Here is a 19,847-nt window from a genome sequence, read left to right on the forward strand (position 1 = left end):
CTAGTTTTTGTTAGAATAATTTTATTATACACTTTTCCCCATTGACAAACGAGTAAGCAAATCTTCGAAATAATTTTCGAAATTACTAGGATATCATCAATTTACTATCGTTTTTTTGTTATAATACGTCATAGTTATTATTAATATTATTGTCACAGAGAAGGACCCCATGAGCGCACTTTATACGTTATCATTACTGGTTATTGGTGTAATCGGTACAAATATCATTAAACAATTCATACCTAAAATACCAGAAGCTTTTATTTTGATTGTTGTCGGCGTGCTACTATCTTTTACGCGTATATTTAATCACTTCGAACTCGAACCAGAGTTTTTCATGCTTGCTGTCATCGCCCCACTAATGTTTTTGGATGGTCAACAACAATCTTTCAAAAAAATCAGACAGCGCTTCAGTATTATTCTGTTGTTATCTGTTGTGTTGGCCGTCGCTTCAGCTGCAGCAGTCGGTGTATTAGCGAATTGGCTTGAATCGAGCTGGTCATTGCCATTAGCTATTGCTTTAGCTGCCATTGTGGTGCCTACTGATGCAGTAGCTGTCAAATCACTTACTTCTGACACCCAAATGCCTGAGGGCGTGAATGAGGCATTGGAACTTGAGTCTTTGTTTAATGATGCCACCGGTTTAGTGATGTTAGATTTAGCACTCTCTGTCTTACAAAAAGGTGCTTTTTCATTGACTACTGGGTTAATGCACTTTTTATTTGTCGCTATTGGCGGTGTTATAATTGGTATTTTAAGTGGCTTTATACTAGTTTGGTTGCGTAGTAGTATCGCTTTTAGAATGGCGCAACCGGAAACAACAATTATTCCAATTAGTTTGCTCACACCTTTCGCCGTTTATTTCATGGCAGAAACATGGCATACATCTGGTATTTTAGCAGTCGTGGCCACAGGAATTGTACACAATTGGGAATCAAGCAAGCTAAAATTAACTTCCACCAATGTTCAATTAACCCAGACAACAGTTTGGCAAACATTTTCAAACATATTAAACAGCATCGTTTTCTTGATTCTTGGTATTTCTCTACCAACTGTGTTTCACGAAATCGCTAGAATTGGCCTCAATGTCACCATACAACTCATTGGTTTAGCAAGTTTAATTTATCTCACGATGTTCATTGTTCGCTTTATTTGGGCAAGATATGAAGACAATAAAAGTTCCGAACACTTTTTTGGTCCCCGACATGCCCCACAACATAATTTTTATTCTCGTGTCTTTGCCATCAGTGGTGTGCATGGTACAGTGACGCTCGCTATGGCTTTCTCCTTACCTACACATATTGGCCACCAACCGTTTCCCTACCGCGAGCAATTAATTATTGTCGCAACAGCAGTCATTCTAATTAGTATGATTATTAGTGCTATTGCCCTCCCACTTATGTTACCAGCACAAGTGACTAGTTACACACCTGATGAGTTGAATCAAACACGAAATGATATGGTTGATTTTGCAACGTTACAAATGCGACGGATCATTTCAGATCATGACCAGCGTGAAATTGTAACCGCGCAGCTTCAGTCACAAAAAGGCTGGCATCAAATAACAGACCGTGAAACTATCAAAAATAATTATCAGTCGCTATTAACTGATACCCAAAACTTTATTTCTGATTACCTTCATAGTGACCAGGTGACCACTCATTATCAAGTAGAAGTTATCAATGCTTACCAAAAAATTATCACACGTTTTGATGCTAACCATCAACGACTATCATTGGGTCGTATGCGCCTGCTAAAAAGAATCACACATCGTCTGGCCAAGTCTTTAAAACATACTACGTGGCATCTTGGCCATCGGCAGTTTACTAAAAAACAAAAGCAATTGGCACGCCAAAAATGGTTAACGCAACACGCTGATAAACAACAACAATGGGCAGATATGAAAAGTGGTCTATTAGCTCTCAATGACGAAGTCATTAATGCAGTAGATCATTATTTAGATGATGTATTAGCTAATAACATTGCCAATAATCATACCGAAAATCAGCATATCGATTTTGTGCGACGTGATTTAGATCGCTATTTCACACTCATTCGACGCGACTACAGCAAAAACACGCCTGTGATTGCTAGCACAGTTTATATTGAAGCTTTTCAAGCGGAGTATAATTTTATTCAAGACCAAGTTAAACAAGGCAAGATTCCGGCTACTATGGCTAGTCTGCTCTATACCGAGATTAACCAAGCTCAAACCCTCCAGCTGCAACAAGCCGAGCAACTAGAAGGGCTTGGCGACCAGTAAAAAGCACCCCAACTTTTTGTCGGAGTGCTTTTTATATATGCTGATGATTACTGAGACTTCATTTATACTACATGTTTACTTAATCTAGCCAGGCTTTTACTTCGCTTGTCAACTTTGTCGCCGCATCAGTCCCATGTAACCAAATCAAACCAGGAATTTGATGCCTGAGATAAGTCAACTGGCGTTTCGCGTAGCGTCTAGAATCCTGCTGCACGGCTAACAGCGCTTGCTCTCGTGTAACTTCACCCCGGATATAAGGAAAAAATTCTTTATAGCCAATGGCTTTCCCCGCTTGAATTGATTCACCACCGACTGACATGATATGCTCAACTTCAGATAGCAAACCATCATCCAACATTTTTTGAGCACGACGATTAATACGTTCATATAAAATCTCTCGTGGCCAATCGATTCCGACAATCAAAGCATCGTAAGTTGGCCGCGAAATATCTTCTTGCCGCTTACCATGGCTCGCAATTTGTATCGCTCGAATCACGCGTTGTTTATTATTTAAATCGACACGTGATGCTAGTATCGCATCAGCTGCTTTAAGCATTGTCACCAATGCTGGTAATGACTTTTGTTTTAACAATGCCACTTCTGCTTCATCACTCGCAACAAAATCTAGTGGTTGCTGGCCAAGTAATGCTTTAACGTAAAATCCTGTGCCACCAGCAATAACTGGTAATTTACCGCGCTTGGCAATATCATTAATCACTTGGTCAGCACGTGTGACAAATTCAGCCACTGAAAATTTATCGGTCATATCGACAATGTCAATCAAATGGTGTGGCACAAGTTCTCGTTCTGCTTTAGTAACTTTAGCAGTACCAATATCTAAACCACGATAAATCTGCATGGCATCAGCCGAGACAATTTCGCCATTAAAGCGCTGCGCCACACTAATCGCTAAATCACTTTTCCCAGAAGCTGTCGGTCCTGCGATGACAACAATTTTAGTCATTTTTGTCTCCTTGAATTTCTTCACGTAATCTTGTTGCCAATGCCAATTGATTAGTAATAATACCCCGTAGACCAGCGCGATAAACCCGGCGCATATCTTTTTCCTTATCGACAGTCCAAGCCCTTAAATGCCAGTTAGATCGCCAAAAAACTGTTGGTTTCTGTTTTAATATACGGATATCGGCATGTATGTAATCAAATACTCCCCGCCACTTTAACCAATAAACTTTTGGTGTTGGCCAGTAGACTAATGCTGCAATTTCTGCATGCTCATCTAAGCGACGTATTATTTTGAGTGTTTCAAGGTTGAAACTTTGGTAAATAATGCGATACTCAGGCTGAAAACTGGCTATCATATCTAAAATTTCTTTTTCAATCCCTGAGTAGTTGATATGGTCTGTTTTAATTTCTAGTAACAATGTTTTATCAAATTGTTGATCACGCAAAAAACACAATAATTCTGCCAAAGTGGGCACTTTGACATCATTCATTTTAGGCATTTTATACTCACCGGCATTTAATTGCTTAATCTCTGACAACGTGAGGTCCTGTACCAAACCAGTGCCATCCGTTGTGCGGTCGACTTTTTCGTCATGAATAATGACTAAATGACCATCTTTGGTACGATGAACATCTGTTTCAAGCATATCGGGATGATAAGCAAGTGCAGCTTCAAAAGCTGGTATTGTATTTTCTGGTGCAACAACGCGATAACCTCGGTGTGCAATAATTTGTGTCTGTCTTGTCATAATTTAATTATACTAAACTCATTTACAAATATAACAAAATAGTTGATAATAGACTTTAGAAAAACTTAAGAAAAGAGTGCAAATTATGAAGTCATTTAAATCAGGCGTTATCGTTGGTATTATTGGTTCAGCTCTTGTTGCAGCAGCTTCCGCAATCAGTTATCGTCAAACAGTAATTAAGCCTGCGCAAAAAGCTGAAGAACATCATGACGAAGTATCAAAACAAGCTATTCGTCGTAGTATTGCTGCACATCAATCTCGTTTTTAATCTTTCATCATTCAAAACCTTTCCAAGCTCATTTTTGGAAAGGTTTTTTAGTCTCATCTTGAGTCATGTAAGCTGTAAAGTTACCAACATCCCCCAAACGCTGCATAGAAGCAATCAGTGTTTTGGCGACCTGTTCTGGCATAACCGGTTCATCACTAGCCAACCATGTTTCTAATAATTGCCACAAACCACCAAAAGAAAAAGCTGTGACAAAATTAATTTCTTGTGGGGTTCCCTCAATATGCCAAGGGGCACTGTACTTTGTGTACAGTTTACCCGAGTGACTGCTCAAACGTGTGGAAATTACATGAAACATACCCCTATCAATTAATATTTTTACCACCTGCCGATCTTGCCACCAAAAATTCAGAAATAAGTTAACAATGTCTTCAAAACTCATTTGTCGGCCATTTTGTGCATTTAATTGACTCACATAGCGTTGCACACATTGATCTGAATAATAATCCAGCAGGTCGTACTTATCCTTATACAAACGATAAAAAGTGCGTCTGGAAACACCTGCTTTATCAGCAATAGCTGTAACGGATATCGTTTGAAATGTTTGATTTTTTAGTAATTCAAACAAGGCTTCTAATAGCCATTGTTTAGACTGTAAAGCTAGTTTTTGATGTCCATCCATTTTGTTCTACTCCTTGTCACGATTCATTCTTCAATGTGCCACTTCAATTAATTGACTAGTAATTTATTATTATCAATTTTATACTTTGTTTAGAGATGTCGCACGTGAGACACTTTAAGTTTAACAAAGTTAAGGAGCATTGCAAATGAACAAACTTAAATATGTATTACCAATTTTATTGGTAGGTAATATTTTATGTATGATGGATGTCTCGATTATGACTATCGTTATTCCAGAAATACAAACAGCCTTTAGCGTCAGTCTATCTGATCTTTCTTGGACTGTAAACGTCTATACGATTGTTTTTGCGGCACTAATTATCCCTTTTGGCCGCTTAGCTGAGCGCTGGGGACAACATCGTATCGTGTTTCTTGGTCTGATGACCTTTGGTTTTGGATCGCTGATGACTGGTCTGGCACCAAATTTGGCCTTTATGCTTGTTGCACGTGGGATTCAAAGTATTGGCGCAGCAATCATCATTCCAACAAGTATGGTTATCGCTCTAGACTTGAGCAATGCAGATAACCGCAATAAAGTTGTGGCTGCATTGGCTGGGTCTCAAGGTCTAGCAGTTGCGCTTGGCCCAGCAGTGGGCGGTTTTGTGGCACAATATCTGGATTGGCGATGGGTTTTTTATATTAACTTACCATTTATTATCGTATTACTAGTTATCTATCCTTTCGTACTAAATATTCGCCGCGAAACACGACGTGCTGTAAAAATTGATTGGCTCGGTGCCAGCCTTAGCTGTATTTTCTTGACAACACTGTCACTTGGTTTGATTAAAGCAAACGATTGGGGCTGGACTTCATTAACCATTGTGACGATGTTTATTGTTTCCGGCTTAACTTTTATTTTATTTATTGTACAAGAGCTTCACACACCATCACCAATGATTAATTTATCTCTCTTCAAAAACAGGAACTTTACAGCGTCAGGCATTGCCCTATTACTCTCAAATTATTTGCTTGGTGGTATGGTCATTCTAATACCAACTTTATTAACCAAAGTTCAAGGTGAAACGGAGCTGAATGCCGCGCTATTAATCACACCTTATTCTGTTTCAGTGATGCTAACGGTCATTATGACATCTTTACTAATCAAAAGAATCAATCAAAAAATACTAATTGGTTTGGGTTTTATCATTATTGCTGGTAGTTATTTATTAATTGCGCATTTGAATTTATCACAGGGCTATCACCGTCTCATTATTGCAGACATTTTACTGGGTATTGGCTATGGTTTAGTTGCTGCGACAGCTAACATTCTGGTGGCTTCTGATTTTCATGGGCGTGCCTTGACTGATTCACAGAGTGTGGCAAATATTTTACGCCAAGTTGGTTTTATCATTGCCATTGCCCTATTTACTTCAGTTTTATCCACCAACATCAACACTGCAAAACAAAACACTATCACCTATGCACATCAGCAGATTCAAACACTAGATATTCAGCAGGCACTTAAAAACAAAATGCTTACTAAAGTTGACCAAAAATTAAGTCCTAATGATTCACAAAGTAATCGTGCAAACAACAACACTATGTCTATATCTGTTGACACAACTAAAATTAAGCACCAAGCACTAGATACAGCTTATCAAAAGCAGTTACAATTAGCCGCTACACAGTTGCATACAAACATCGATAATATACCTGAACCTGTTAAACATATCATTTACCAAAAAGTATCAAATGTTGCACTGCCTCGTATTGAACAAGACATCCAGCAGACAAAAAACCAGCTTAATACAACGATTAGTCACATTAAAGACCACTTCATTATTGAATCAAGACAAGCCTTTATGTCTGTTTATCAGGTCATGATTATTGTTCCAATCTTATCGTTATTGCTATTGTTTGTATTTAAAAAAATGCAGCCTAAACGTTAACCATGACGTCACTAAAAAAGAGACCCTCAACAGGTGGTCTCTTTTTTTTAACGTAATAAGTAGCCGCCATCAACAGGAATCGTTGCGCCAATGACATAATTAGAAGCTGAACTAGCGAGATAGACTATCGTCCCCATTAGTTCCGACGGTTGTGCCCAGTGTTCAGCTGGAATATGATTAAGAATCTCTGTATTGCGTGTTTCATCTGCCTGCAAAGCTTTCGTCATATCTGTGTCGATATAACCTGGTGCTAACGCATTGACCTGTATGCCATAAGGCGCCAGCGCGTCTGCATAAGCTTTGGTTAAACCAACGACAGCATGTTTGCTAGCTGCATAGGGATAAATATATTTTCCAGCTCGAAACGATTGCATGGAGCCAATGTTGATAATTTTCCCAGATTTTTGTGTAATCATCACTTTAGAGGCTTCATGTGACAAATAATACAGTGCATTAAGATTAATATCAATCACTTTTTGCCAATCTTCATCCCGATAACTCACGATATCGTTGCGAATTTGAACACCTGCATTATTAATCAAAATGTCTAACGATTCAAAATGCTTTTTAAATTCAGTAATGACATTAATAGCGGCTTGTTCAGCAGTTAAATCTTGTGTCATAAACACAACTTGTCGCCCATGTTGTGCTGCAAACTGCCGGAGTTCCTGCCAACCTTTTTCGGAACGGCTAACCACAAAAACATCGGCGCCAGCACCAATCAAAGCCTGCGCATAGTATTGACCAAGTCCTGATGCCCCACCTGTGACAATCGCAGCTCGACCTGTTAAATCAAATAATTCAGGAATCGTTGTCATTTCAAGCCTCCATGATGTTTACTGATTATTATTTATTTTCTCTATTTTATGCCTACCACCAAAAATTGTCAAAAATATCATGATAACGCATGATTATTAATCAAAGTAACTAACTCACGTGGCTTATCGACGCCTAGTACCAAACGCGTATATTTTTCATCTTTAAGTTGAATAACAACCGGTAAGCTCGTGTGTTTAATGTTAAAAAAGGTCATTTCATCATTTTTTCGAAACGTACCTGCCCAGTAACCGGGTATGGCTGTTCCCGGCATTCTGAATCCCTTACTCTCATTGATTATGCCAGTATCGATTGAAGCACCAACAACGTGCGTCAATGGTATCGCAATACGCTCTTTAAGTGCTGCAATTTTAGTTAATCCGACTGGTTCAATCACTAATTGCCCATTTTGTATATTAACTACGTTTTCCATTGTCGTTATCCCCCGATAAAATATGACTATGCTTCAACACCTGTTGTCCTAATTGCGTTGCTATATTAGGACTATTCTGTTTGGCGTACCACTGACTGACGATTTCATTCACAGCTTGGCTATTTGACGTTAATTCTAGCATTGCCACAAGCAATAAACGCCATGTGACATCATCTAATGGTTGCTTCTTCAAATTTGCTTTTAAACACGCCATAAACATGCCCTGTTTACTACCAAATTCACTATAAAGGCTGCCACGTAATAATCCTGTCGCTGTGACTAAATCATCTAAAGATGTTCCTTCAAAACCACGCTGCACAAACAATGTACTCATTTGTGCAACGACAATATGTTGATCAAAACTTTTTTTTCTACCCATGCCCTTAGTATAGTTTTATTTGACTGATTGGTCAAGTAAAATAATAATTAATTTAATATCCCCTTGATTTTTTTATTAATAGCGTTGTATACTGAAGTTAGTTTAGAATGATTATAATTTAAAAGGAGGAAAATCATTATGACTAACTTTATTGACCAAGAAATCGCAGACTTTTCTGTCAACGCCTATCACGACGGTGATGTCACACAAGTTACTAAGCAAGATACTCTAGGAAAATGGGGCGTGTATTTCTTTTATCCCGCTGACTTTTCATTTGTTTGCCCGACAGAGCTAGGTGACTTAGCTGACCATTATACTGATTTCCAAAAGGCTAATGCTGAAATTTATTCGGTTTCGGAAGATAGCGAATTTGTTCATAAAGCCTGGGCCGAAGCAACAGATACCATCGCTAAAGTAAAATATCCAATGCTTGCTGATCCCGCTGGCAAATTAGCACGTTTCTTCAATGTCTTAGATGAAGACGCCGGTTTAGCATTCCGAGCTGTCTTTATCGTGAATCCTGAAGGGAAAATTCAGTCTTATACAATCAATAATATGGGTATTGGTCGTAATGCCGAAGAAATTCTCCGTACACTAGAAGCCGCACAATTTGTGGCTGAACACGGCGATCGTGTTTGCCCAGCAAATTGGCATCCAGGCGAAGACACCATTGCTCCTAGCTTAGATCTAGTTGGTAAAATTTAAGAGGCTTAAATTCATGACAAAACCCCACATTTATGACACTTTGATTATTGGTGGTGGTCCAGCCGGGCTTTCTGCTGGTATTTATGCTGGCCGTGCCACGATGGACACATTGATTATCGAAGGCAACCAAATCGGTGGACAAGTTACAACCACATCAAGTGTCGCCAATTATCCGGCGGTAAATACCATTGAAGGTACTCAATTGGTGAATAACATGAAGCAACAAGCTGATGCGTTTGGTGTTAACTTTGTATCCGATACCATTACATCAGTTGACTTTAGTCAACCAGCAGTTAAAACCGTTTCAGGCAAGCAAAATACTTATCAAGCTCGCAGCGTTATTATCGCAACCGGCGCCCAACCTCATCAAGTTGGTTTTACAGGTGAAAAAGAATTTCGTGGCCGTGGTGTTGCCTATTGTTCAACTTGTGATGGCGAATTATTTAGCGGTTTGGAAGTTTTTGTCATCGGTGGTGGTTACGCCGCAGCTGAAGAAGCTGAATATTTAACACGTTTTGCTAGACATGTGACTGTTGTAATGCGCTCCGATGATTTTACTTGTCCGCCACTAACAGCCGATCGCGCGCGACTTAATGACAATATTACGGTTTGGCCAAACACTGAAGTGCAATCTGTTTCGGGTAAAGATTATTTAACTGAAGCTGTCTTTATTAATAATCAAACACATGAAAAGAAAGTCTATCATGTTGCTCAAGGTGACAACACTTTTGGCATGTTTATTTATGTTGGGACCGACCCGCAAACTGATTTATTCACAGAAAAGTTAACACTGGACGATGATAAATACATTATCGCTGACAACAAATGTCAAACTAATATTTCCGGTGTCTTTGCTGCTGGCGATGTGATTGCTAAGCCACTACGTCAGATTGTCACTGCGGCGGCTGATGGTGCAAATGCTGCAACAAGTGCCGAAGTTTATGTCACAAATCTTAAGAAAGCATTGCATATTCCTATTCAACGCACACAGATTACAAAAAAACACCAGCAACCTGACAATATGCGACAACAATCGCAGCTGGGAGATGAACCACATACTGCAACCCAACATCAAGGACAATGGTTCGATCAAAATTTAATCAAGCAACTCCAACCTATTTTTGACCAACTATCCAAAACAGTCATTCTGTCTCAAATCACAGATAATAGTGATAAAAGTCATGAATTATCGTCATTTTTAACCGAATTAGCTGCATTAAGTCAACATTTAACGTTGCGTATCACCGAAGCAAAAGCCGCCGACATGCCATTATTACCACATTTTACGTTGCTCAATGAAAATAATGCGGCAACAGGTATTGCATTTAGTGGTATTCCCACTGGTCATGAATTAAACTCGTTAGTACTTGCGCTATACAACGTTGCTGGCCCAGGACAAAAACTTGATACGCAGCTTCAATCACGTATCAAGGCTTTACCAGCAACTGATATTAAAGTTGGTGTGTCGCTAACCTGTCATTTTTGTCCAGATGTTGTTGCTGCCTGTCAGCACATCGCAGCTCTTAATCTACATGTCTCAGCTGAAATGATTGACTTACAGCTTTTCCCTGACATTAGAAATTCGCATCACATTATGAGTGTGCCAGCGATGATGATTGATGATCAACCAGATATTATTTTTGGCAGTCAAACGATGTCAGATATCGTGACAGCAATTGAAAATGTAAATGCATAAATAAAAAAACGCCACACAACTCAGGTGGCGTTTTTTATTGAGATTATTTTCTGTATAAAATTGCTAACAATTTGATTAAAGGTGTCTGGTGCTTCAATATGTGGTATATGACCGGCATCTTTGATAATAACATATTCGCCTTTAGTAGCTAATTGGCTTGTCACCACTGCATGTTGGGCTGGCCACAGAGGCGATTTATCACCCGCAATAAAGAGATGCGGGACTTTTTCACGCGCAACGACATCACGCCAATCTTGCAATAGGCTATTAAATAATAATGGTGCATTATATTGAAAATCAAATGGCTTATAATGCAGACTAATTTGACGTTTCATTTGTTCTGATAGCTTAATATTGGTTAATTTCGTACCAGGAAGCTTGCTCATTGCTTCAGTAACATGCTCAAAATCGGCTTGAAATAAACCAAATTGCCAGTCTTTTTGCTTAACCATGACCGGGACTTGATCTTCTGTAATGATGCCCAAAACGTTATCATCTCCATATAATGACAAGTAGGCCCAAATCGAGCTAGCCCCCATTGAATGCCCTAATAATATAGGCTTTTTTAGCTTAAGGCTTGCAATTAATTCAGCTAAATCTTGCCCATGACGTGATAATCGCATCCCATAGTCAACATTGTCACTATCACCATGATTACGTCTATCATAGGTAATCACTTGTAACCCGTTTGCAACAAGCTGATCAATCTGTCCAGACCACGTCGCCTGATTACCTGAATAACCGGCAACTAATATGATTGGTTGTCCAAAACCATAGATATGATAGTCTAACATCACATGATCATTTGTTGTCAGTTTTGCCATGTTACTCCTTTTAAGTTCAGAAAATCTGTTAAATATGAATTGGTAAACCATCCGCTAATTCAGCTGTATCCATGATGGCTTCGCCTAATGTTGGATGTGGATGAATTGTGAGTGAAATATCATTGGTGGTCAAACCATTTTCAATCGCCAGTGATAACTCTGATATCAAATCAGAAGCACTGGGACCAACGATTTGCGCACCTAACAAGCCATGTGTTGCTGTATCACTAATTAGTCGAATAAATCCGGTTGTCTCATCCATCGAGATAGCACGCCCATTAGCGGCAAATGGGAATTTAGCAATCTTAACATCTAGTTGCTTTGCCTTAGCAGACTCTGGCGTTTCGCCAGTTGTCGCCAACTCAAACTGTGTATACGCCACGGCAGGCAGAGAATAGTGCAAGTCATGTGCTTGAGCTTCACCAGCGATCGCAGCAGCAGCTATTTTACCCTGAAAGCTCGCCTTATGTGCTAGCTGAGGGCCAATTGTTACATCCCCGATTGCATAGATATGTGACACATTTGTTTGCATGGTATCCGCAATTTCAATTAAACCTCGGTCACTTAGCTTGATATCCGTATTATTTAAACCTAATCCATCTGTATTAGCCCGACGACCAACAGCAACTAGCAAATAATCGCCAGTTATCGTATGTTCTTCCCCATCTACTTCATAAGTCAAACTAACATCTTGGTCAGTTTGTTGTGCTGATTTTGCCATGGCAGATGTCACGATATGACCACCATGTTGTTCAAAATCGGCTAATACTGGTTTCGTCATTTCCGCATCAAAACCATTGAGCGTATGATCTAATCCTTCAACAATTGTGACTTCGGTACCTAAGTTAGCGTAAGCACCACCAAGTTCTGACCCAATGACCCCGCCACCGACAATAATTAATTTTTTGGGAATATTTTCCAAACTCAAAGCCCCAGTTGAATCAATAATTCGGCCACCAAAAGGCATACTAGGGATTTCAATTGGTCGCGAACCTGTTGCTATAATGGCGTTGTTAAATTGTAGCAATTCATGGCCGTCCTCTTGCACCACATTCAATGTTTCATTATCGTTAAATGTCGCTTCACCTTTAATGATTTCAACGTGATGCTTCTTTAATAACATACTGACACCACTCGTTAAAGTATTGACAACTTTATTTTGTTTCCAATCTTGTACTTTTTGCCAATCTAATGTAGCACCATCGATATGCAAACCAAATGGTGTTTCTGCCAATGCATTACGATAATGATGTCCAACATTAATCAATGCCTTTGATGGAATACACCCAATATTTAGGCAGACGCCACCAATATTTTCACGTTCGATAATCGTGACATGCTGTCCCAATTCCGCTGCACGAATCGCTGCGACATAACCACCAGGTCCTGAACCGATTATTACTGTATCAATTTCACGTGCTTGTGCACCAACAACCATTATTAAACCTCCATTAGCATATAAGCCGGATCAGACAATAATTGCTTCAAATAATTCAAGGCACTTTGTCCTAACATGCCATCAATTAATCGATGATCATATGTCAAAGACAACTTCATATTTTGTCCAACAACAACTTCGCCATCATCGTTGATGATCGGTTCCTTCACAATTGAGCCCAATCCCAAAATCATGACTTCTTTACCGTTAATAATTGGTGTAAACCATTCACCACGAGCAGAACCGATATTAGAAATCGTCATTGTGCCACCCTGCATTTGTTGCGGCTTAATACTACCATCACGAACAGCCTCGGCTAATGCTGCTATTTCTCGTGCGATTACCAAAATTGACTTGCGATCTGCATGTGCAATGACTGGTACGAATAGGCCAGATGGGGCATTGACCGCTATGCCCATATTGACATCATCATGATAGACGATTTCTTGTGTGGCCATATCCAAACTAGCATTTAATTCAGGGAATTTCTTGGCCGTTGCTGCCAGCGCTTTAACGACATAAGCAAGGTAGGTCAAGCGAATGCCATCTTCAGATGCCTGTAGTTTGAATTGACGACGATGTGCCACTAATTTGCTAACTTCAACTTGGTCAAAATTAGTTACCGCTGGGATATCCGTATGTTGCGTGCTCATTGCTTTCGCAATTGCCTTTCGGATTGGCGTCATCGGCTGACGGCCTTCTCGCAAAGGCTCAGGGATATCAATGGCGTTGTGTTTTGCTGGCTCTTGTTTAGGCTGTGGCGCAACTGGATTAACAGCAGGTTGAATAGTTGCTGTATCTGCTCCCGCTGCTGCTTCATTCGGATTAAACTTTTCAACATCCGCCAACGTCACATGACCATGACGACCAGTCGCAGGTACTTGCGTGAGATCAATCCCCTTTTCAAAGGCTAGATGACGTACTGATGGCATAGCTAGGACATGCCCATTAGCTGTTTGAACCGTTGATGATTCAACGTCAACTGAGGTCACTGTAGGTGTATCTGCTACTGTCTGTTGACTCTCAGTAGCAGAATCTGTGTTTGTTGTTGTTGCATCGGCTTGTGGTGAGGCAGACGCACCACTACCATCCCCATCAAATTCAATTAAATTATCGCCTACAGATACCGTTGTGCCAGCATCCACAAATATTTTAGTGACCTTTCCGCCGTAGGGTGATAAAATTTCTTGAATTAATTTATCATTCTGAACTTCGGCAACAGGGTCGTCCATTGCAACCTCGTCACCCACTTTAACCAACCATGAGGTAATATCTCCCTCAGCCATGCCTTCACCAATATCTGGCATTTTGAAAATCTCAGTCATAATTAACAACCTCCATTACTTTAGCAACCACATCATCAGCTTTAATCATCCAGTCATTTTCAGCTTGACCAAACGGATAAACTGAATCCGGTGCTGCCACGCGCCCAATTGGTGCCTTTAAATTAAGAATAAAGCGTTCCGAAATTTCGCTCATGACGTTAGCCCCAATCCCTGCCATACGTTGCGCTTCTTGTACAACAACAACACGTCCGGTTTTTGCGACTGTGGCGCCAATACTTTCGATATCTAATGGGGAAACTGTCCGCAAGTCCAAAACCTCAGCAGAGATATTTGACTTCGCCAATGTTTCGGCTGCTTTAAGCGCAACAGGGACACCACCGCCATAAGAAATAATTGATACATCACTACCTTCTCGTGCAACAGATGCCTTATCTAGGGGTGTTGTATAATAACCTTCTGGCACTTCCCCCTTCAATGAACGATATAAATGCAAATTTTCTAAAAAGACAACAGGATCATTGGATTCTATGGCGCTTAATAATAGGCCTTTTGCATCAGCTGGATTAGCTGGCATGACAACACGAATACCGGGAATTTGCGACACCATGCCTTCCAAATTATCCGCATGCATTTCCGGTGTTTTCGTGCCACCACCATAAGGCGCACGTACCACAATTGGCATTTGACGTGTCCCATTAAAGCGGAATCTATTCCTTGCCATTTGTCCAGCAATTGAATCCATGACTTCGAAAACAAAACCAAAGAACTGGATCTCCATGACTGGTCGATAATTTTGTGTAGTCAAACCGATTGCTAAACCACCAATACCAGATTCCGCCAGAGGCGTATTAAATACACGATCTTCGCCATACTTTGCTTGCAGTCCATCTGTTGCACGGAAGACACCACCGTTTTTACCAACGTCCTCACCAAAAATCAACACATCATTATCTTTTTCAAGCGCTAAATCCATCGCTTCTCGTACTGCATCGATATAACTTTTAGTAGCCATGTTACTTTCCCTCGCTTTCGAAACGCTTAATCTGTTCTGACATCGCATAACTTGGGACTTCAAGCGTATTTTTGACGAAATCAGAGATTTTTTGCTTTGGTACATTATCAGCAATCTTAATCTGTTCATCGATCAGAGTATTCACTTCAGCAATATAAGCATCTTCTTTTTCCTGATCCCAGATACCTTTAGTTGTAATATATTTTCTCATGCGTATTAATGGCTCTTTTTGCCACCAAGCATCGATATCATCTTGCGTACGATAGCGTAATGGATCATCACCGGCAGTTGAATGTGGTTCCAAACGATCTGTGATTGCTTCAATCAGAACTGGTCCTTTGCCACTCGTAGCCCAAGTACGAGCCTCTTTTGCAGCTAGATACATCGCAATAGGATCGTTGCCATCAACAACCAAACTTGGTATTCCAGCAGCCCAACCTTTTGCAGCTAGATGCTTCGCAGCTGTTTGTAACCGTCGTGGTGTTGAAATCGCATAACCATTATTCTGCACGAAGAACACAGCATTGGCTTGATAAGCACCAGCAAAATTAATGCCTTCATAGAAATCACCTTGCGATGTACCACCATCACCAGTGTAGGCGTACACAACAGCATCTTTTTGTCTCTTCTTTAAACCAAGTGCAATACCGGCAGCTTCAACGTATTGTGCACCAATGATAATTTGTGGCATCCAAGAATTTACTGGCTTATCATCAGCCGTAGTGAAGACATTTCCTAGTACGTGTCCTCGCGACCATAGAATAGCTTTCCAAATTGGCCAACCCTTAACAATAATTTGTGGAATATCACGATATCCTGGCATTAGCCAATCGTCATCGTTAAATGCATATGAGGAAGCCATTTGTGATGCCTCTTGTCCAGCTGTTGGCGCAAAAAAGCCAAATCTACCTTGCTTAGCTAATTTAGTTGAGCGAATATCCAATTGGCGGCTTAATAGCATACGCTTCATGATATTAATTAAATCATCATCATCTAACTCAGCACGCTTTACTGCAGTTTCATCAACAATGGCCCCATCAGCAGCCAGCACACTTAACATTGGAAATGTATCGTCTTGTGCCGCAATCTGATTATCAAAATCCAATGCTTTCTTATTTGTGTCTACAATATCAACCATGAACCTTTACCTCATCTTTCTGAAAAAAAGTTGTCAATAACTCGTCTTGTGTAATGCTACCAAAATATTGGCCATCCGCATTTCGCGCAAGTACCTCGCGAATAGCATCGCGTGTAAAGGGAATACCTATAAACTGTGCTTTAATTTCACGCCAATCTCTAACGCCCAAAAAATCACCCGTGAAGTTAATATCCGTTATTTTACCAGCCACAGCATCAATATGAACATCAATGCTCCCACCAGTATATTTTGCATGATTATTATACATAAATTCTGGGCTCTTACCATAATTCCAATCCCATGTTGCAAATTGGTTATCACGTAATGCTAGTATGGCTGATTTTTGTTCCTGACTTAATTTGTATTCTTGATCTTTTCCCTGATTGGATAAGTAGTATGTCAATTGTGAAATAAATTGATCAATGGTTAAGTCAGTTGGCGCGTAATCTTTAATATTACCTACACGCGCACGTACCGATTTAGCAGCTTTAGAAATAAATTTCTCATCAGCAACATTCAATGCACGAACCATGGCGTCAACATCTGTATCCCATAGCAGTGTCCCATGATGCATCAAGTAGCCACCTGCATATCTTTGCGCATTGCCCGATACTTTTTTACCTGCAATTTCCAAGTCATTTCTACCAGACAAACTGACACGAATACCTAACGACTCTAATGCATCAGCCATCGGTTTGACAAACTGATGAAAATCGACCTTAGCACTGCTCGCCACTGGCACAAAAAAAGTAAAACAAATATTTCCTAAATCATGATAAACAGCCCCGCCACCAGATACACGACGCACAACTTGAATATCATGTGCTTTGACATAATCTTCATTCACTTCGGAAAAAGTATTTTGATTTTCACCAACAATGATTGCGCGTTTATTTTGCCATAAAGCAAAAATTGGTTCGTTAAGCTTTAAATTTCTTAAAAGCCATGCATCCATCGCAATATTTGTATAAGCGTCTTGATTAAAATAATTAATATACCGCATTGCTTTACCTTCCTATTGTAAGCGCTTCCATACTACACCTTTAATTATACGCTTGTTTACTGAAAATTGAATACCCTTTTCATGATTCGTTTATTGATCTAGCAAAAGAGCTGATAATGTTATCGTCATAACATTATCAGCCCTATAAAAATTATTTTGTTTTTTTACCATTATATTGCGCAAAACCGCCACGCAAAAGAAAGATGTTATGCCTATCATAACCCTGCTTCTTCAATGACTTACTAGCACGAATAACATCACGTAGCCGCTCACCATATAAGAAAATATCGCGATCTTTACGTAAACCAGACTTGCCCTGTGTGAAATTCATCGCTGGCATATTACGGGCACCCATGATATGTGAGCGCTTATAAGACGCAGACTCTCGAACATCAACAATCTGGCCAGATTCTTCAGATATTTTATCAGCAAATTCTGCTGACTTTAACAATACACCAGTTGATTTTGCAGTCATAATAACCCACAACCAAGTTCCCAATGTCATTAATAACCATAAAACGATTAACATTAGAATCGTCACTACTAAATTCATGTTCTACCTCTTCCAACTTACATCAATTGTTTTATTATATCAAAAATTAACACGGTTAGCTTTAAAAAATACGATTAATTTCTTCCAGTGCATTGTCTTGAAATACTATTTCAGCGTGTTCTCGCAATACATCCATATCCTGATTACTTTCTTCAGCGAATTCAATCACTTGCGCTTTGTGGTCTGCCAGCATATCACTCGTCAAATCATCATTGCGGAATCTTAACGTTAAATAAAAGATTTTGTCGTAACGATATAAGTCTGATTCAACGGTAACACCACGCAGTAGCTGAGATATTGTAATTATTGTTTCAAAATTGGGCAACTTCAGAGTTAAAATATTACTTACTGGTTCTGTTTGCTTATCTGCGATCATTGGATGAGCCTCACCATCATCAGATTGTTGCAACTGAGAGCGTCGCTCTTCAGAAACATCATCAACACTATCTTGCTTGTTTTTAGCATAAGACATTAAATTATTTATCACATCGCCAACCTGCTCATCTTCATTTAAACGAGAAATAAATAATTCAAGACCATTTTTGTTTGGTAGTATTTGGAAAGTCACCTGATCATCGTCACTAAAATCATGATCAACATCTACTTCAGATAAAATACTATAAAAAAACGATTCTATCTTATCATGATTACCCAATAATTCCATGATTGAAATACCACGTTCTTTTAAATCGTTGTTTTCAATCATGACACGAATGGTATTATCATTAATGCGTTCCATCTCCATTATGGTCACCACCTTTCATCACTATTTTAGTCATACACAAAGTCAAAAGTAAAGAAAAAAGACTGACTGTTCAGCCTTCTTCAACTATTAAATCTTTGGCCTTTTCATTAAAATCAGCCTTAAAAGTCGCTCGAATCAATTCTCTTTGGCGTACTTCGCGTGGCAAGAAGCGACGAATGTCATCATCATTATAACCAACTTGCATACGTCGCTCATCAATAATGATTGGCCGCTTTAATAACGAAGGATGCGTCACAATCAAATCAATTAATGTATTGATAGAAATATTATCTAAATCAAGGTTAAGTTGAGAAAATATTTTGGAACGCTTAGAGATAAGTTCTTCTGTTCCGTCTTCTGTCAGACGAAGCATTGCCTTGATTTCTGCAACACTTAAAGGCGTTTTATTTAAATTACGTTCAACATAGGGAATATCATGATTTTCTAACCACTGTTTTGCTTTACGGCATGAGGTACAACTTGGTGACGCGTATAATGTAACCATAGCATGCTGCCCTCCTTACTTCGAAGTAATTAAAATATATAATTGTAAACAAATTACCATACTCAATTATAACAAATACGAATAAAAAAGTATATAAACGCATAAAAAAAGCACTCTTCTCAGAGCACTCCCTATGTACGGCACCGCATCTTCCTATCCTCGCAGCCAGCGATCCGGCAACTACTTTCGGCGTGATAGAGCTTAACTTCTGTGTTCGGAATGGGAACAGGTGTGTCCTCTATGCTATCAATACGACACCTTTGAGTTATTCACTCAAAACTAAATAGTATCAAATTCTTTCTCTTCATTAAACCACTCATATTACGTTTTGAACTTCCGTTCTTGACTTTGGTTAAGTCCTCGACCGATTAGTACTAGTCCGCTACATGCCTCACAGCACTTCCACTTCTAGCCTATCTACCTCATCATCTCTAAGGGGTCTTACTTCATTAAGAATGGGAAATCTCATCTCGAGGCGAGTTTCACACTTAGATGCTTTCAGCGTTTATCTCATCCAAACATAGCTACCCAGCAATGCTCCTG

Annotated in this window: 20 protein-coding genes and 2 rRNA genes (1 of these 22 cut by a window edge); 5 read left to right on the forward strand and 17 right to left on the reverse strand. The window is 39.5% G+C overall.

Annotated features, from left to right (window positions below):
- Positions 1-169: 169 nt before the first annotated feature.
- Complete coding sequence (locus C5L21_RS07845; RefSeq protein ID WP_004909096.1) at positions 170-2,263, forward strand: cation:proton antiporter; 2,094 nt, start codon at positions 170-172, stop codon at positions 2,261-2,263.
- Between the two features lie 79 nt (positions 2,264-2,342).
- On the opposite strand, the gene miaA is transcribed toward C5L21_RS07845, so the two are convergent.
- Positions 2,343-3,227: a tRNA (adenosine(37)-N6)-dimethylallyltransferase MiaA gene (miaA, locus tag C5L21_RS07850; RefSeq protein ID WP_133286235.1), complete on the reverse strand. Its 885-nt coding sequence runs from the start codon at positions 3,225-3,227 to the stop codon at positions 2,343-2,345.
- On the reverse strand, positions 3,220-3,975 hold the full coding sequence (locus tag C5L21_RS07855) for a glycerophosphodiester phosphodiesterase family protein (RefSeq protein WP_085698761.1): 756 nt from the start codon (positions 3,973-3,975) through the stop codon (positions 3,220-3,222). The genes miaA and C5L21_RS07855 overlap by 8 nt, the downstream gene beginning before the upstream one ends.
- 85 nt (positions 3,976-4,060) lie before the next feature.
- Between C5L21_RS07855 and C5L21_RS07860 the strand changes: the two genes are divergently transcribed.
- Entirely contained in the window at positions 4,061-4,243 is a 183-nt protein-coding gene (locus tag C5L21_RS07860; protein ID WP_004903213.1) for a DUF3042 family protein, read from the forward strand.
- A 28-nt stretch (positions 4,244-4,271) separates the two neighbouring features.
- Here the strand turns inward: C5L21_RS07860 and C5L21_RS07865 are convergent, their stop codons facing one another.
- On the reverse strand, positions 4,272-4,883 hold the full coding sequence (locus tag C5L21_RS07865; protein WP_004903216.1) for a TetR/AcrR family transcriptional regulator: 612 nt from the start codon (positions 4,881-4,883) through the stop codon (positions 4,272-4,274).
- 145 nt (positions 4,884-5,028) lie between these two features.
- Between C5L21_RS07865 and C5L21_RS07870 the strand changes: the two genes are divergently transcribed.
- Entirely contained in the window at positions 5,029-6,771 is a 1,743-nt protein-coding gene (locus C5L21_RS07870) for an MFS transporter (RefSeq protein WP_085698759.1), read from the forward strand.
- A 47-nt stretch (positions 6,772-6,818) separates the two neighbouring features.
- On the opposite strand, the gene C5L21_RS07875 is transcribed toward C5L21_RS07870, so the two are convergent.
- The 3 genes from C5L21_RS07875 to C5L21_RS07885 all read right to left on the reverse strand — a co-directional run bounded on the left by C5L21_RS07875 (position 6,819) and on the right by C5L21_RS07885 (position 8,399).
- Positions 6,819-7,589, reverse strand: coding sequence for an SDR family oxidoreductase (locus C5L21_RS07875; protein WP_085698757.1), 771 nt, complete (start codon positions 7,587-7,589; stop codon positions 6,819-6,821).
- Between the two features lie 77 nt (positions 7,590-7,666).
- Positions 7,667-8,020: a hypothetical protein gene (locus C5L21_RS07880; RefSeq protein WP_085698755.1), complete on the reverse strand. Its 354-nt coding sequence runs from the start codon at positions 8,018-8,020 to the stop codon at positions 7,667-7,669.
- Positions 8,004-8,399: a TetR/AcrR family transcriptional regulator gene (locus tag C5L21_RS07885; RefSeq protein WP_085698753.1), complete on the reverse strand. Its 396-nt coding sequence runs from the start codon at positions 8,397-8,399 to the stop codon at positions 8,004-8,006. The genes C5L21_RS07880 and C5L21_RS07885 overlap by 17 nt, the downstream gene beginning before the upstream one ends.
- A 138-nt stretch (positions 8,400-8,537) precedes the next feature.
- On the opposite strand from C5L21_RS07885, the gene C5L21_RS07890 reads away from it, so the two are divergent.
- Both C5L21_RS07890 and C5L21_RS07895 read left to right on the forward strand, forming a co-directional pair.
- On the forward strand, positions 8,538-9,104 hold the full coding sequence (locus C5L21_RS07890) for a redoxin domain-containing protein (protein ID WP_085698751.1): 567 nt from the start codon (positions 8,538-8,540) through the stop codon (positions 9,102-9,104).
- 13 nt (positions 9,105-9,117) lie between these two features.
- Positions 9,118-10,800, forward strand: a complete 1,683-nt coding sequence (locus C5L21_RS07895; RefSeq protein WP_133286236.1) for an FAD-dependent oxidoreductase — start codon at positions 9,118-9,120, stop codon at positions 10,798-10,800.
- A 20-nt stretch (positions 10,801-10,820) separates the two neighbouring features.
- Here C5L21_RS07895 and C5L21_RS07900 read toward each other — a convergent pair whose 3' ends face one another.
- The 11 genes from C5L21_RS07900 to C5L21_RS07950 all read right to left on the reverse strand — a co-directional run.
- Positions 10,821-11,624, reverse strand: a complete 804-nt coding sequence (locus C5L21_RS07900) for an alpha/beta fold hydrolase (protein WP_004905769.1) — start codon at positions 11,622-11,624, stop codon at positions 10,821-10,823.
- Between the two features lie 28 nt (positions 11,625-11,652).
- Entirely contained in the window at positions 11,653-13,062 is a 1,410-nt protein-coding gene (gene lpdA, locus C5L21_RS07905) for a dihydrolipoyl dehydrogenase (RefSeq protein ID WP_004905771.1), read from the reverse strand.
- Positions 13,063-13,064: 2 nt separating this feature from the next.
- A complete protein-coding gene (locus C5L21_RS07910; RefSeq protein WP_085698748.1) occupies positions 13,065-14,387 on the reverse strand; it encodes a dihydrolipoamide acetyltransferase family protein in 1,323 nt (440 codons plus the stop codon).
- Positions 14,380-15,360: an alpha-ketoacid dehydrogenase subunit beta gene (locus C5L21_RS07915; protein ID WP_004909115.1), complete on the reverse strand. Its 981-nt coding sequence runs from the start codon at positions 15,358-15,360 to the stop codon at positions 14,380-14,382. Before C5L21_RS07915 ends, C5L21_RS07910 begins: the two co-directional genes overlap by 8 nt.
- Position 15,361: 1 nt before the next feature.
- A complete protein-coding gene (locus C5L21_RS07920) occupies positions 15,362-16,498 on the reverse strand; it encodes a thiamine pyrophosphate-dependent dehydrogenase E1 component subunit alpha (RefSeq protein WP_004903237.1) in 1,137 nt (378 codons plus the stop codon).
- The gene (locus C5L21_RS07925) at positions 16,491-17,501 is read right to left on the reverse strand and encodes a lipoate--protein ligase (protein WP_004905777.1); all 1,011 of its coding nucleotides are present in this window, start codon (positions 17,499-17,501) and stop codon (positions 16,491-16,493) included. Before C5L21_RS07925 ends, C5L21_RS07920 begins: the two co-directional genes overlap by 8 nt.
- Positions 17,502-17,652: 151 nt before the next feature.
- The gene (locus C5L21_RS07930; protein ID WP_004903241.1) at positions 17,653-18,054 is read right to left on the reverse strand and encodes a rhodanese-like domain-containing protein; all 402 of its coding nucleotides are present in this window, start codon (positions 18,052-18,054) and stop codon (positions 17,653-17,655) included.
- Between the two features lie 61 nt (positions 18,055-18,115).
- Complete coding sequence (locus C5L21_RS07935; RefSeq protein WP_004903243.1) at positions 18,116-18,799, reverse strand: adaptor protein MecA; 684 nt, start codon at positions 18,797-18,799, stop codon at positions 18,116-18,118.
- Between the two features lie 70 nt (positions 18,800-18,869).
- A complete protein-coding gene (gene spx, locus C5L21_RS07940) occupies positions 18,870-19,304 on the reverse strand; it encodes a transcriptional regulator Spx (protein WP_004903245.1) in 435 nt (144 codons plus the stop codon).
- A 140-nt stretch (positions 19,305-19,444) separates the two neighbouring features.
- Positions 19,445-19,561 (reverse strand): 5S ribosomal RNA (gene rrf, locus C5L21_RS07945).
- Between the two features lie 91 nt (positions 19,562-19,652).
- Positions 19,653-19,847, reverse strand: a 23S ribosomal RNA gene (locus C5L21_RS07950) (it continues 2,717 nt past the right edge of the window).

It is taken from the genome of Leuconostoc citreum (assembly GCF_004354555.1).
GTDB lineage: Bacteria > Bacillota > Bacilli > Lactobacillales > Lactobacillaceae > Leuconostoc > Leuconostoc citreum.